10 protein-coding genes are annotated in these 15847 nt (G+C 41.5%); 9 read left to right on the plus strand and 1 reads right to left on the minus strand.

Annotated features, from left to right (window positions below; genetic code table 11):
* The first annotated feature begins 513 nt into the window (after positions 1–513).
* The 8 genes from A2536_04505 to A2536_04540 are packed head-to-tail and all read left to right on the plus strand — an operon-like array spanning position 514 to position 11548.
* Complete coding sequence (locus tag A2536_04505; protein ID OGF45251.1) at positions 514–2250, plus strand: hypothetical protein; 1737 nt, start codon at positions 514–516, stop codon at positions 2248–2250.
* Positions 2225–6589 (plus strand): hypothetical protein, encoded by a 4365-nt coding sequence (locus tag A2536_04510; GenBank protein OGF45252.1) that lies wholly within the window; start codon positions 2225–2227, stop codon positions 6587–6589. Before A2536_04505 ends, A2536_04510 begins: the two co-directional genes overlap by 26 nt.
* Complete coding sequence (locus A2536_04515; GenBank protein OGF45259.1) at positions 6582–8534, plus strand: peptide transporter; 1953 nt, start codon at positions 6582–6584, stop codon at positions 8532–8534. Before A2536_04510 ends, A2536_04515 begins: the two co-directional genes overlap by 8 nt.
* A gap of 5 nt (positions 8535–8539) precedes the next feature.
* On the plus strand, positions 8540–9397 hold the full coding sequence (locus A2536_04520; GenBank protein ID OGF45253.1) for a hypothetical protein: 858 nt from the start codon (positions 8540–8542) through the stop codon (positions 9395–9397).
* Positions 9388–9780, plus strand: coding sequence for a hypothetical protein (locus A2536_04525; protein OGF45254.1), 393 nt, complete (start codon positions 9388–9390; stop codon positions 9778–9780). Before A2536_04520 ends, A2536_04525 begins: the two co-directional genes overlap by 10 nt.
* Before the next feature lie 19 nt (positions 9781–9799).
* Positions 9800–10390, plus strand: coding sequence for a hypothetical protein (locus A2536_04530; protein ID OGF45260.1), 591 nt, complete (start codon positions 9800–9802; stop codon positions 10388–10390).
* Between the two features lies 1 nt (position 10391).
* Positions 10392–11126 carry an ABC transporter gene (locus A2536_04535; protein OGF45255.1) on the plus strand — a complete coding sequence of 245 codons (735 nt, stop codon included), beginning with the start codon at positions 10392–10394 and terminating at the stop codon, positions 11124–11126.
* The gene (locus tag A2536_04540; GenBank protein OGF45256.1) at positions 11126–11548 is read left to right on the plus strand and encodes a hypothetical protein; all 423 of its coding nucleotides are present in this window, start codon (positions 11126–11128) and stop codon (positions 11546–11548) included. Before A2536_04535 ends, A2536_04540 begins: the two co-directional genes overlap by 1 nt.
* A 43-nt stretch (positions 11549–11591) precedes the next feature.
* Here the strand turns inward: A2536_04540 and A2536_04545 are convergent, their stop codons facing one another.
* A complete protein-coding gene (locus A2536_04545; GenBank protein ID OGF45257.1) occupies positions 11592–12737 on the minus strand; it encodes a hypothetical protein in 1146 nt (381 codons plus the stop codon).
* 232 nt (positions 12738–12969) lie between these two features.
* Between A2536_04545 and A2536_04550 the strand changes: the two genes are divergently transcribed.
* Positions 12970–15702: a pyruvate, phosphate dikinase gene (locus A2536_04550; GenBank protein ID OGF45258.1), complete on the plus strand. Its 2733-nt coding sequence runs from the start codon at positions 12970–12972 to the stop codon at positions 15700–15702.
* Positions 15703–15847 lie beyond the last annotated feature (145 nt).

Below are 15847 nucleotides of genomic sequence, written 5' to 3' on the forward strand. Positions count from 1 at the left end.
TCACCAGTGCGATACATGGCTTGCTCCTTTGGAGTGAATATGCCATATTATATCATGTTAGTAATTTAATTGCGACACAGTCTGAATTAGTGATTTGATCTCTGATTCAATACCTTCTTTTGAGGTGAAACAGGATCAAAATACCGTTAATCCGATAAGTGAAACCAAACCGGTTGATGATCCGCAGAAACCTCCGGAAAACCTGTAAACACACGTGTAATCAGTTAAAACTGCTATTCTGTTTCGATAATATTCCACTTGACTTAATTTGAATTATCCTGTAAAGTACTAACTAAAATTATGAAAGAAGGGATAACTTTCAGGGCAATACTAATAGGCGTCATCTCGATAGTCCTATTATGCTTTATTACAACCATAACCGACATAAAGTATTCTGTTGGTTTTGGTGCTTATTATTTTCTTCCCGGGGCCATCATTTCCCTGATCATCATAACAACCCTCGTAAACTGGCTAATGCGCTTTTTTAAGAACAAAATGAGCGATCAAGAATCAATGCTGGTTTATGTCATGATGATTGTGACAATCGGACTGCCTTCAGTCGGGATGATCATGTATTTCCTGCCGACAATGGCGGCGCCGCTTTACTACGGGACCCCGGAAAATAACTGGGCACAAATTATCGTAAAACATATACCCCCCTGGTTGATGCCTTCCGATCCCAATCCTAATACACCTATAAACGAGGCGGTTGAGTATTTTTTTACAGGTCTTCCCAAAGGAGTAGCGGTGCCTTGGGCTTCCTGGACAAAGCCTTTTCTTGCTTTTCTTGTATTTAGCGCAGTATTGTATTTTATATATTTCTGCCTTGCAATAATTCTTAGAAAACAGTGGGTAGAAAATGAGCGTCTTTCTTTTCCTCTGGTGCAGTTTCCGGAGGAAATTGTAAAGGACAGTGAAAATAATGTAATCGCACCGTTCTTCAAAAATAAATTGATGTGGCTGGGTTTTGCTATCCCGTTCCTGATTCATTCCTATAATATTATTACAGCTTTCGTTCCTTCGCTGAGCAAGATACAGTTGACGTTTATTTCGCTTAACTTCTTGTTTACGGAACCGCCGTGGACCGCGATGAAGGAGTTGTATGTTTCCATTTTCTTCTCAGTAATAGGATTTTCTTTCCTTCTTCCTTTAGAGGTCTCTTTTAGTTTGTGGTTCTTCTTCTTGCTTAACGCCAAGGTTCAGTATGCTCTGGGTTCTGCCTTGGGTCTAAATCCCGCGCCCGGAGGCCAGTTCATGCAGTTCGAACAGTTCGGCGCCTACATAGTCATGATAGCCATGAGTATTTATTATGCAAGAAAACATTTAAAGGACGTAGTGAAAACAGTTTTTAGCAGAGGAAAAGAAGACGGGCTTACAAATAAAATAGCTTTTTTTGGACTTATTTCAGGTGTTATTCTTATTACCTATATGCTTTCAAAAGTAGGCGTAAATCCGGTTTATGGACTGTTTACCGTTCTCATCTTTATTGTAATCATTGTTATTCTGTCAAGAATAGTCGCCGAGGGCGGCTTATACTATGTTCAGCAAAACTTTATGCCTTCCGGCATTATCAGTTCTGTAGCCGGTACTTCAGGGCTAAGCCCCCAGACTATTACCATGGGCGGTTTGTTCAACTGGGTATATGTAATGGACTTAAGGGTTCATCCGCTGCCGTTCATTAATGACGGACTAAAAATAGCGCATGATCTTAAAATAAACAGAAAAAAAATACTCGTAGTAATGGCCGGCGCAATTTTACTCGGTTTCATTGTGAGTTTTACATCGTTCTTGTTTATATCATATAAATATGGCGGCAATAATATGAGCATGGGTGAAGGCGGCTGGTGGACTTACAATGGCGGGCCGACATCTGTCTATACAGGGCTTCAAAATGACCTGCAGACTCCAAAACCTGCGACCCCGTTGCAGTTTGGAGTTTTTTCCGCGCTTGGGGGCTTGGGCATAATTATTATAATGTTCATGAGACAAAGATTCGGCTGGTGGCCGTTCCATCCTGTAGGTTATCTAATGGGCTTTTGCTCGGATTATGGTCCTATGTGGAGGCTCTGGTTCTCCGTATTTTTAGGCTGGCTTATAAAAGCCAGTGCGGTTACTTACCTTGGAGGTTCCATATATAAAAAATTAAGGCCGATATTCCTTGGGTTCATTGTCTCCGAGGTTTTTCTTGCCTTTATAATCGCTGTATTACAAATGGTGCTCTCGCGTGAGATATATAGCTTTTTCCCATAAGATAAAGCAGGCAATATTTGCTGCTGTATTAGTAGCTTTCGCCCCGGTTTTTGCCGGGGTTAGTCGGCCTATTGATACAATATCGCCTGCAGGTTTAAAAGAGAATATCCGGGAACTTGTTTCTTATAAATCCAGGGTTTCCGGTTATCCCGGATGCGATAAAGCTGCTGATTATATTCTTTCTGAGTTCAGGAAAGCAGGATTGACCGGCATTAAAGAGTTTGAGTTTGAAGTTGTTGTTCCTGTCGATAAAGGCGCCAAACTAAAGATAAACAGATCAAAAAAAGAGATCCAGATCTATTCTGTCTGGCCAAATCTTGCCAGAACATCCACTCTGCCTCCCGAAGGTATAACCGGTAACATATATTACACCGGGGATGCGGACATCTCTAATTTTAACGGCAAGGAAATTAAAGGGAGTATAATACTTGCAGATTTTAATTGCGATACAAAATGGCTTAATGCTTTCATGCTCGGAGCCAAAGCGGTAATATTTGTCGAACCCGACGATACGGAAAGAAGGGAAGCGGAGAACAAGTTTTTGGGTGTTCCTGCCAATCTACCCAGGTTTTTTATAAGCAAAAAAGAAGCCGCTCAGTTTATCGGGCAGAAGGGTGATGTGTCTGTCACGCTGACTGCAAAAATGACGTGGGAAAAAAGAAAATCAAAGAATATTATCGGTTATATTGAAGGTTCTGATGCAAAGTTAAAAAGTGAGTGCATGATCATTAACTCCTACTATGACAGCATGTCAATTGTACCTGCTGTTGCTCCCGGGGCGGAAAGCGCCTGCGGTATTTCCGCGTTTTTAGAGATGGCAAAATACGCTTCAAAAAACCGGCCCGGCAGAACAGTGGCTTTTCTGGCTACCTCGGCTCATTTTGAAGGGTTAGTCGGTATGAGAGAATTTCTCAAATACAAATTCGATGATGAATTTAAAACATTTAAACATTGCTTTTTGATGTCTTTAGACCTGTCCTCCCAGACCGATGAGCTGGGTATGACAGTAAGCGGTCATTACTACGATCTAAGAGATATTCTTGCAAGAAGATTTCAGAATTTTACAAAAGCCATATCTGAAACTGCGGATTCCTTTAAAAAAGATTACCTTGTTGATATGCTTGCCGCAAAACAAGGCAGGACCTGGGACAGTTATATTCCGGATAAAATTTCTCTGGAACATGAACCGGCCGTTCTCGCAAAAAAGATTGCACTTTCTTTTGTAACCTTGAACGATATGAGATCAAAAATAGATACTACGCTGGACAATATTGAATCAGTAAATATTTCCAATCTTTCAAAACAGGTAAAATTCCTGGCGCAACTGATGTATGATTTATCCTTCAATGAACTTCCCTTTGATATTCAGAAGATAGAAAAAAACGGTGCGGATGATTGCACCGGACAGGTCGTTGAATTTGACCCCAGGGAAAGTTTTATGGCGAATAAGCCGGTACACGGAGCCATCGTTTTTCTTCAGAGAGATTACAGACCCCTTGCAGTAAGCGGGGTAAGAGATTTGATGGTGTTAATGACCGATGAGAAGGGCGGGTTCAAAGTCCCATATCACCCGCAGCATACGCGCGTGAATAACTCATCCTACATGTATTCATTCAAAGCCTTTAAAATGGATGACTCTGACGGCGAAATAATTTACAGCAAAGACCTGGGAAGATACGGCGAGGATAAATTCAAGACAATAAATATCCTGCAGAACGAGCCCAAATTCCGGACCCTGGTGGTCTGTAAAGCAAAAAGCATGACCTTGTTTAATATAGTTGACCAGCGGACCTACTTCCAGCCGGTATTGATAAATGTTTTTGACGCAAAGACCGACAGCACCCCTGTAGAATACAGTTATTTCGGACATAATCCTCAAGCCTGGAACAAGAGCGGCTCTTTTGCTGTTTCAACTATAGTTATCTTCGGCAAGGAAAACTCAAGATTTAAATTTAATTTTGGAAGCGGTCTCATTGGAACAAAATCTATCCTTATAAATGCAGATGAAGCAAATCCGACCGGAACGGGTTATCTGATAAAAGATAATCCTATGGTTTACTACACGCCGTTTTTTGTTGCCAGGGATTTGTGGGTGCTTGATGAGTACAGGATAAATTTAATGAAGAAGTTCGGTATCTCCAATGACAGACTGAATGAACTCCACAAGATCTCAAAAACTTCACTGGATACGGCAAGTACTTCTCTTTCTGAAAAAAAATATGATAAATTCATTAAGGCTAGCAGAGAGAGCTGGGGTTTCGAGGCTAGAGCTTATCCTGATGTACAGGGAACCGCAAATGATGTTGTAAAGGGTATATTGTTCTACATGATGCTTGTAATACCTTTTGTTTATTTTGCGGAACGGTTGTTATTCGGATTTTCCGATATCAAAAAGCAGATTAGTGCTATCTTTGGTATATTCCTGGTAGTTTTTATTATACTTCATTTCGTGCATCCTGCTTTTAGTATATCCACCAGTCCTTATATTATATTCCTGGCTTTCATAATCTTGATGCTTGGTATTATAGTTATCAGCATAGTTTATTCGAAATTTTCGGTGCAGATGAGGGAGTTAAGGGCGGCAATAACCGGAGTCCATCAGGCAGATATAAGCCGCATGACTACGACTGCGACAGCTTTTAGTTTGGGTATTTCGAATATAAGAAAGAGACCCGGTAGAGCCATTCTAACTTCGACTACATTAATATTGTTGACGTTTGCGACGCTTTCATTTACTTCCGTAAAATCATATATAAAATTCAATAAGATCTCTCTGCATAATAAAGCTTCATACGAAGGATTGATGGTAAGGAGCGGCAACTGGGACGCGCTTGAAGATTCTGTTTATTCTCAGTTAAAAGAACATTTCAAGGGTGTTGCAAAAGTTGCACCCAGAAGCTGGCTTATATCCAAATATGTGAGAGCTATATTTAACGGCAAGTCGTACACAACAAATGCTTTGCTTGGTATGACCGAACTGGACAAAGAGTTTGTTTCTGCAAACGGCATGCTTAAGTCGGGAAGATGGTTTAAAGCAGGGGAGATGTATTCGTGCGTTTTACCTGAAACCATGGCTAAAGCACTGGGCATTACGGAAAAAGATATGGATAAAGCTTCCGTAGACATTTGGGGAAAAAAATTAAAAGTTGTAGGCATTATAAATGAGGAAAAATTTGTCAATGCAAAAGATATTGATGATGAAATATTTACACCGGCCAATTTCTCGGCTTTACAAGGCATAAAACAAGGCTCCTCGAATGCCGGGGAAGAAATGTCTTTCCCTGTTATGAATCATATGCAAATACAGAATGTCCTTCTGGTGCCGTATGAACTCCCTATAGCTTGGGGAGGGAACTTAAGGTCGGTCAGGGTTGAGTTTAATAAAAATGAACCGGAGGTGTTAAAAGCTGAAATAGAAAAACTCATGCCGAGGCTTGCTCTTACGGTATTTGTCGGTGATAAAGGCGAAGCTTACTTGTACAGCTCAACCGGAAGCAACCTGTATTCCGGGCTCGGGAATCTTTTCATACCGCTATTGATCGGCGCCTTCATAGTATTGAATACTATGCTTGGGTCGGTTTATGAAAGAATTAAGGAAATTGGAACTTATAGCGCAGTCGGGCTGGCACCGTCACATATTTCCGCGCTTTTTATAGCCGAATCTGCCGTGTATGCGACAATAGGTGCGATCACCGGTTATCTCTTCGGGCAAACTTTAAGTAAAATTATAGCTGATTTCCATCTGCTTCCCGGACTTATGCTTAACTACTCCTCGATGTCAGCTGTCGGGACCTGCGGCATTGTAATAATTACCGTGCTTCTTTCAACATTATACCCGGCTATCAAAGCTTCTCAGATGGCCGTGCCGGATGTTTCAAGAAAATGGAAGTTCCCTAAACCGGACGGCGACAATATGACTTTTGAACTTCCTTTTACGGTCAATAAAAAAGACGTTCTTGGAATAAACGGATTTCTTTCCAATTTCTTTAATTTTCATACCGAATCGTCAGTAGGGGGATTTTACACGGATAAAGTTATCGTGTCAAAAAATCAGGATAAAGAAGCTTACCATCTTGAGATGACCGTATGGATAGCGCCTTTTGAGCTCGGAATAAGCCAGCTTGTCAAGATAGATACAATGCTTACTGAGGATCAGAATATATTTGAGATTAAGTTTAGTATACAGCGTCTTTCAGGCGAGCTTAATACATGGGAGAGAGTAAACAGGGGTTTCTTAGACAGCATAAGAAAACAGTTCCTGATTTGGAGAACTTTAAGCGAACAGAGCAAGGAAAAGTATATCCAAGAAGGAGTAAGATCAATAAATGAAAATGTTTAAAAAAGAAGATGAATTAAAAGTATACAGAGATCTTATTAAAACTCCTGATTCTTTTGAGGACGGTTTTAATCTTAAGACCATACTCGGTGTGCTTTTTGTGGCACTGATAATGCTCCCGGGTTCCATGTATCTTGGACTTGTAATGGGGGATTCTTTAGGTTCCGCCGCGCAATGGGTGACTATAATACTTTTTGCCGAAATAGCCAAGAGATCATATACTTCCCTTCGAAAGCAGGAAATATATCTTCTTTATTATGTTGCAGGTACAATGATTGCCGGTGAATTTGGCGGTTTGATCTGGAATCAGTATTTTGTACAGTCACAGGCAGCTATAGGATTTGGTATTGCCGATAAAATACCTCATTGGATAGCTCCTCCGGCAGATTCAGAAGCTATACTTAAACGGACTTTCTTTCATAAAGACTGGATAAAACCGATAGCTCTCGTTATAGTTAGTATGGTCCTTTATCGTATCAGCTGGTTTACCTTCGGATATACGCTTTTTCGCGTTACATCTGATATAGAGAAATTACCTTTCCCGATGGCTCCGCTTGCGGTTCAAGGCGCGACGGCCCTTGCGGAATCAACAGAAAAGAAGGAAACTTGGAGATGGAGAATATTTTCTATCGGGGCAATGATAGGCGTTATTTTTGGAGCGGTCTATGTTGGTCTTCCCACGGTTACAAATGCTATGTTCAATCAGACATTACAGCTCCTTCCAGTGCCATTTGTAGATATGACAAAGAATACTGAATCTCTTCTACCGGCAACACCTACCGGTATTACCATGAATATCGGAGTAATACTTACCGGTTTTATACTTCCGTTCTGGCTTGTTGTCGGAACTTTTATAGGTGTTATTATAGGTTTTATTGCAAATCCTATGCTTTATAAAGCAGGCATATTGAGCAGGTGGAGGCCGGGAATGGATGCTATCGGAACCTCTTTCTCAAACAGCCTGGACTTCTGGCTGAGTTTTGGTATCGGAATAGCCTTTGCCGTTGCGGCTGTTGGTATTTACCAGATAATTAAAACAGTAAGGTCCAGCAGAAAAGAAGCAGCCCTGAAAGGAGAAATTTTTGGAAATGCGGTTCCGGAAGGAAGGGGGGATTTTCCTATACCTCTTGCTCTGGGAATATTTGTGTTCACGACTATTTGCACTGTAATAATTGGTAAACTTCTCATTCCGGGCTTTCCCATATTTTTCTTTATCTTTTTTGGTTTTATTTTTACTCCGATTAATTCATATATCAGCGCCAGGATGATAGGTATGTCAGGACAATGGGCCGGTATCCCAATGGTTAGAGAAGCTACTTTTATCCTAAGCGGCTACAAGGGCGCGGACATCTGGTTCGCACCTATTCCTATAGACAACTATGGAGGGTATGCCCAGAAATTCAGAGAGATAGAATTAACCGGCACAAAGATAACCAGTATTATTAAAGCAGAGATATTTATGGTGCCGCTGATACTTGTGTGCAGTATAGTTTTCTGGCAGTTTATCTGGAAACTCGGTCCGATCCCTTCTGCTGCTTATCCGTACGCTCAGAAAATGTGGGAGCTTCAAGCGTTGAACTCTTCCGTTTGGATAAGTTCAACAGTATCAGGAAATTCGCTTTTACTTCAGGTTTTGAAACCTATGATCATGGTTGCCGGTTTTACATCGGGTATAGTTGCTTTCTTATTGATCACTATTCTTGGTCTTCCTGCCATGCTTTTTTACGGTTTGATAAGAGGAATTGGGGCGCTTCCTCACTTAATACTTCCGGAAATATTCGGAGCACTCCTGGCAAGATTTTACTTTATTAAAAGGTTTGGAAAAGAACAGTGGATGCAGTATGCTCCTATACTTGCCGTAGGTTATGCGGCAGGCATTGGTTTAATAGGTATGGTCTGTATAGCAATAGCTTTGATATCAAAATCCGTCAGCCCTCTGCCGTTTTAGGCCTTATGAAACTTTTTGGCTGGAGAGGTATTTCCTTAAGCGTTCCGGAGGACTGGGATATTGTATTTGTAGGCGGGAATGAGGGGAGCGGATATTTAAGCCTTGGCGGAAGTTCAGGAATAAAACAAGAAATTAAATGGACGCAGTCTAAAGGAAAGTATACCCCGCTAAAGATCCTGAAGGGTTTTATCGACAAGATTGAAAAGAACGCAAAAGCAAAGGGACATGCGTTTGAAAGTTTAATTGATACAAAAATGGTCAAAAGAGACGGTGTAATCTCTTTTGAATGGACGGCCGGACAACTAAAGGCATTTGGTGCTGTTTATTTATGTGCAAAATGCAGGAGAATAGTTCTTTCACAGGTTTTAAATGAAAGCAAGCAGAAATCTTTTGGATTGCTTTCTAAGCTTAAATGCCATGAAACAGGATTCTGGAATGTTTACGGGCTTGAGCTCAATCTTCCTGAAGATATGGTACTAAAGGAACATATTTTCAAGAGCGGTTTTATCAAACTTGTGTTCCTTACACCTTTTGGAAAACTGACAGTTGAAAGGTGGGGTATGGCAAGTAATATTTTGGATGGCCGCAGTCTCTCCGAATGGTTCAGATATGCTTACAAAGACTCGGTTAAAAAAATGGGTTTTGAATTCGAATCTGTAAGGCTTTCCGCGCATGAAGGATTGAAGATCACTATAAAGAAAAAGGCTCTAATAGAAAAGATACTAAGAATAAAGAAGCCGTTTACGGAAGGTTTTTGCTGGCATTGCCCTGCTTCGAATAAGGTCTTTTATGTGCATACTGAGTCAGTTACAAGCCATGAGGAAACTCTGGCTAAAATAGCGGGATCAATAAAATGTCATTAAAATTCAAAAAAAAAGAAGTAAAGATGCCCCGGGAGGTGCTCCTTAAGAGCCGTCCTTTAAAAAACCCCGGAATAAAGTATGAAGAAAAAAACGGAGAGATACATCTGGCGCTTGAACGAAAGAAAACATTAAGCGCAAGTTTACTGGCAAAAATATTTATAGTGCCAAGAAATAAAGTGCTGATACTTGACAAAATAGGTTCAGAAGTCTGGAAACTTTGCGACGGAAAAAATAAACTGGTTGATATTATAAAGCAGCTGTCAAAGAACCACAAGCTTTCGCAGTATGAAGCTGAAGTATCGCTTATGGAATACTTCAAGATACTTGCTAAAAGAGGCATTATAGGACTAGAGGTTTCAAAAAAAGACGTAGAAAAAGGATAATTATATGGAAGATAAGAAAATAGGAAAACAGATAAGCCTTCCTCTGAAAGATGCCATAAAAATAAGTTTTAATGGTATCAGAATGAGGGCGGGAAGGTCCTCTATAACTACGGCCGGGATACTCTTGGGTATTGCATTTCTGGTAAGCATGCTGGTCAGTTCTGCATTGACAACTTCGCTTTCCCTGGAACCGGATCCGGATATGAAGGTTAAACAATTATGGCTGGTCACGATTTCCCTGCTTGTTTCTGTCCTAGGCATAGCAAATGCCATGCTTATGTCTGTTACGGAGAGATATAAAGAAATAGGTACAATGAAATGTCTGGGGGCGCTTAATAAGTTCATAATAGAGCTTTTTATTCTTGAGGCTTTATTCCAGGGTTTGCTGGGTTCGCTGTTGGGTTGTATAGTCGGGACTATAAGTATGACTGCGGTATTTGTTTTCACAAAAGGGATGAAAGTATTTTTGAATTATCCGATTCTCCCCGTGTTGCTTTATAATATCGGAGCGGTATTAATAGGAGTGGTGCTGGCAATAATAGGGGCCATTTACCCTGCCATTAAGGCGGCAAAGATGGAACCTGTAGAAGCAATGAGAGCGGAGGTTTGAGATGGTCTATGAAAGTGTGGTAAGAGCTAAGAACGTGGAAAAAGTATTCAAGATGGGGAACATGGAAGTACAGGCCTTAAGGGGCATAAGTCTTGAAATACAAAAAGGCGAGTATATTTCTATCATGGGTCCTTCAGGAAGCGGCAAGTCAACACTTTTTAATATGATAGGGGGACTTGATAAGCCGACGCAGGGCAGGATCTTTATTGATGAAGTGGACGTTGCCCAACTTGATGCATATGAACTGGCATGGCTCAGGTGCAGAAAGATAGGCTATATTTTTCAGACCTTTAATTTGATCCCGGTCATGACGGCTGCTGAAAATGTCATGTTGCCGATGGTTTTTGCCGGCCTAACGCATGATGAAGCACTTGAAAAAAGCAGTGAACTTCTGGCGATCGTAGGTCTTGAAGGAAGGATGGGGCATAAACCTTCCGAGCTATCCGGCGGTCAGCAGCAAAGAGTAGCAATAGCAAGAGCGCTGGCTAATGATCCGTCAATTATTCTTGCGGATGAGCCGACCGGCAATCTTGATTTAAGAACCGGTAAGGATATTATTGAACTCTTAAAGTCCCTAAACAAAAAGAAACAGGTTACCATAATCAGCGCTACACATGATCTTAAAATGCTTGACGTTTCAGACCGGATCTTCTGGATAAGGGACGGTCAGGTAGAAAAAGTCGAAGAAAGGAGCGATATCAAACTCGAGGTTGGTACAATGGAAGGTGAAGAATAATGACTGATTTTTCCGTGATTGAAAGACGTCGTTTTGTACGTGTTTCAACAGAAAGGCATCTGAAGTTTAAAATTATCTCCGAGAAAAAAGACGTAATATTCGAATGGGTGGAAGCTCTTACAAAAAGCCTGAGTCTTGGCGGGCTTATGATAGAAGTAAATAATCTTGAGGAAAATTTAAAACAATTTCTTACGGAAAAAAATGTCACCCTGGAAATACAGCTTTCACTGCCCGGGGATAAAGACATCCAGCTTCAGGGAAAACCTGTGTTTTTAAACCTTTTGGGGAAGATCAGTTGGGGTACAAAGACAAAAACTTCTAACTTTATTGGTGTTGAATTTTTAGGCCTCTCCCAGGAAGCAGAGCAAGCCTTGAAGGCGTTCATGATAAAAGAATACCTTAAAAAGTATAAATCTGTTTAAAAAGTTTAATAATATTTGACTTGTACTATGCGGGGCTCTTTAATTACTCCCTTGAGTAAGAAACAACTATGTTCCTGCCTGATTCCTTTCCTTTATAAAGTGCTTTGTCAGAAAACGCTATAAGTTCCTGTCCGTCGATCGGTTTGTCGGTCGGAAAGGAAGCCACTCCCACGGAGATGGTAACCGGTCTTGAAGGCTTTCCGTCTGCGTCTACAAAATTTGTTTTTTCTATTTTACTGCGAACCCTTTCAGCGAACTTTAATGCATTCTCTTTGGTTGTTTCCGTGAGAACTATAACAAACTCTTCACCGCCGTATCTGCATACAAAATCAGTGGGCCTGCTGCTTTCGTTAAGTACTCCTGCGACTGCTTTAAGAGCGATATTTCCGGACTGGTGTCCGAAGGTATCGTTGTATGATTTGAACTTGTCTATATCAAACATAAGCAGGGACAGGTCATGTGTGTATCTTGAAGCCCTCATGAATTCCTCGGACATCTTGCTCTTGAAGTATCTGAAATTGTACAGCCCTGTAAGCTCGTCTCTTACCGAGAGCTCACGGGTTTTTTCAAGTAGTGTGGCATTTTGAACCAGAATCGCAGCTTGAGAAGCAAAAGTTGTAAGCATTCTTAATTCTTTTCCCGTAAAATTGTAATTGGATTTTGTGAATACCCCGATAAAACCAATTGTTGTATCCCCCAGCTTAAGCGGAGAAACTAGAAGAGATGTAATCCCATTCTCGCATATCTGTATGTATTTGGAATACTCCGAGTGGCTGGAGGTCAGGTTGTTAATGAGTAACGAATGGTTCTTTTTGATATTTTCTGTGATCTGACTGTCCAGCTTAAGTTCCTTTATCCCTTTTGTTATTATGATGGAGTTATCGCCGTAAATTTTCGGAAATACCTCTATAGTCGCTATTTCGACGCGGAGAGTTTCACGGAGGGATTCTGTTATCTGCTCCAGAACAACAGAGAGATTCGGATCTTTAACGAATTTTTCGGAAATATCCGTTATCTGTTCGAGTATTTTTGATTGCTGAAGGATATTCTCGTTTTGGAACAGGGTTTTCTCATACATTGTACTGAGTGTTTTAAATTCCAACTGCTTCTTTTTATTTTGGAAAAAAAGCAACAAAAAGAACACACCTAAAGATGCTATGATAATTAATTCTACAATGATATTTTCCATGTAAAAATTATATCACATTTCCTTTTGTTTTTCATGGTAAATTGTCAGGTTGTTAAGCCAAAGCAAGAATGCCTGCTTTTTAGAGTGATATAATCAGAACATTTCTATGTAATTCTTTTTGAATTGAAAAATACATGCTTTTGTGATATATTAGGCTTGTTGTTTTTCTGTTGAAAAAACTACATAAAAACTGAAAACTTTAAATGATTTAAATTCTGAAGGAGGATTTATTATGGCAAAGAAATATGTGTATTCCTTCGGCGGCGGTAAAGCCGACGGAAATGAGAAGATGAAGAATCTTCTCGGCGGCAAAGGTGCGAACCTTGCCGAAATGGCGGGACATCCGAAGCTGAAGCTTCCTGTTCCTCCCGGTTTCACACTCACCACAGACGTCTGCACGGCTTTCTATGCGAACAAGAAAAAATATCCGAAAGAACTGAACGCTGAGGTAAATGCGGCTATTTCAAAAGTAGAAAAAATAATGGGTAAGAAGTTCGGGGACGTAAAAGACCCGCTTCTCTTTTCGGTAAGATCCGGCGCCAGGAAATCCATGCCCGGCATGATGGAGACAGTCCTCAATGTAGGTTTAACCAGCGCGACCATTCCGGGAATGATCAAGCAGACCGGCGGCAACGACAGATTTGTTTATGATGCTTACAGACGTTTAATAATGATGTACTCCGATGTGGTTATGGAAAAAGCGGCAGGTATCGAACCTGAAGACGACCAGGGTATAAGAAAACAGCTGGAACATATAATGGCGGCGATGAAAAAAGCAAAAGGCGTCAAACTTGATACAGAGCTGGATGCAAAAGATTTGAAAACTCTTTGCGAGCAGTTCAAAAAGAAAGTAAAAGAAGTTCTCGGTAAAGAATTCCCGGACAATCATATGGAGCAGATGTGGGGAGGGATCAGTGCGGTGTTTTCTTCCTGGAACGGAAAACGTGCTATCTCTTACAGAAGGATTGAAAAGATCCCTGATGAATGGGGTACGGCAGTTAACGTACAAACCATGGTGTTTGGAAATATGGGTGATGATTCAGCGACCGGTGTTGCGTTCACGCGTAATCCGGGAACCGGAGAGAATTACTTCTACGGTGAGTACCTGATAAATGCTCAGGGTGAAGATGTTGTTGCCGGTATCAGAACTCCTGCTCCCGTCAATGAAAAAAGCAAATCTCATCAAAATGCAGATCATCTCTCCCTTGAAAAAGGAATGCCTAAACTCTACAAAGAGCTTTTTGCCATTCAGAAACGGTTAGAAAACCATTACAGAGATATGCAGGATATAGAATTTACAATCGAGAAAGGCGTTCTCTTCATGCTTCAGTGCCGTATCGGAAAAAGGAACGGACCTGCCGCGGTAAAAATGGCGACCGATATGTATAACGAAAAATTTATTACCGCCGAAGAAGCGGTAATGAGAGTAACACCTGCTCAGCTGGATGAGCTTCTTCATCCTATTGTTGATCCGAAAGCGGAGAAAGAAACAAAGCCTCTGGCTAAGGGACTTCCTGCCGGCCCGGGCGGTGCAGCAGGCCAGATAGTATTTTCTTCAAATGACGCAGTGGCAGCATTTGATAAAGGCAAAAAAGTAATTTTAGTAAGAGAAGAAACAAATCCGGAAGACATAGAAGGTATGAGAGCGGCCCAGGCAATTCTTACGGCCAGAGGCGGTATGACTTCACACGCCGCTCTTGTTGCGCGTGGCTGGGGAAAATGCTGTATAGTCGGCTGCGGTGATGTTCATATTGACCTTGCCAAGAAGACTGTAGTGATCGGCGGAAAGACCCTTAAAGAATGGGATTGGATAACTTTGAACGGCAGCAAAGGAAATGTTTACGACGGAAAACTTCCGATGGTGGATGCCAGCGAAGAAGGTTCCGTTCTCGGAGATTTCTTAAAGATCTGCGACAAATCAAGAAAGATGGGGATAAGGACGAATGCTGACACTCCTTCGGATGCGGCGAAAGCGAGATTCTTCGGAGCCGAAGGTATAGGTCTCTTCAGGATCGAGCATATGTTCTACGGCGAAGGCTCTGACCAGTCCCTCTTTTTGCTTCGTAAGATGATTATGTCTAAGAGCGTGGAAGAAAGAAAGACGGCTCTTGCCGAGCTCTTCCCTTTCATGAAATCAGATATTAAGGCGACTTTGAACGCGATGGATGGTTTGCCTGTAACCATCAGGCTTATTGATCCGCCGCTTCATGAATTTGTTCCTCATGAAAAAGGCAAACTCGAAGCACTTGCTTCTTCACTTAAAATTGATATGGCTAATCTTGAGAAGAGAGCGGATTCACTGCGTGAAAGTAACCCGATGATGGGGCACCGCGGTGTTCGTCTTGGTGTTACCTATCCTGAGATTACAGAGATGCAGGCAAGAGCGATCATCGAAGCTGCCGCGGAATTGATCAAAGAAGGAAAAAAAGCCAATCCCGAGATTATGATCCCGGTTGTTTGCACGGTTGAAGAAATCAACGACCAGATTGTGATAATCAAAAAAGTCCACGACGAAGTAAATAAAAAGTTCGGTAAAAAAGTTCCGCTCCTTATCGGTACCATGATTGAGATTCCGAGAGCCGCGCTGGTTGCCGGAAAAATTGCAGTTTCCGCGGATTTCTTCTCCTTCGGTACCAACGATTTAACCCAGATGAGCTTCGGCTTTTCCAGGGATGATATCGGCGGTTTCCTTCCGGAATATGTGGATAAAAAGATTCTTCCTTGCGACCCCTTCCAGTCTATTGATGAAGAGGGCGTCGGCGAGCTTATCTCAATCGGTATTGAGAGAGGCAGGAAGACGAAGAAGAACCTGAAGATCGGTATCTGCGGCGAGCACGGCGGAGATCCTGATTCTATCGCATTCTGTTACAAGAAGGGGATGAACTATGTTTCCTGCTCTCCTTTCAGAGTGCCAATCGCCAGGCTGGCATCTGCCAGAGCTGCGGTAGAAGCAAAGAAAAAGTAACCTTGAGGGGCGCCCGTAAAAAGGCGCCCCTCTTTTTTTAATCATTCGCGGCTGGCAGTGTTAACCCAAGTTCCGCTGAATTATGTTAAAAGTGCGATTTTAAAAATATTTAGTTCATATAAAAGCAGCATTTTTGTCATAAAAA

The organism is Candidatus Firestonebacteria bacterium RIFOXYD2_FULL_39_29 (genome assembly GCA_001778375.1).
GTDB lineage: Bacteria > Oederibacteriota > D2-FULL-39-29 > D2-FULL-39-29 > D2-FULL-39-29 > D2-FULL-39-29.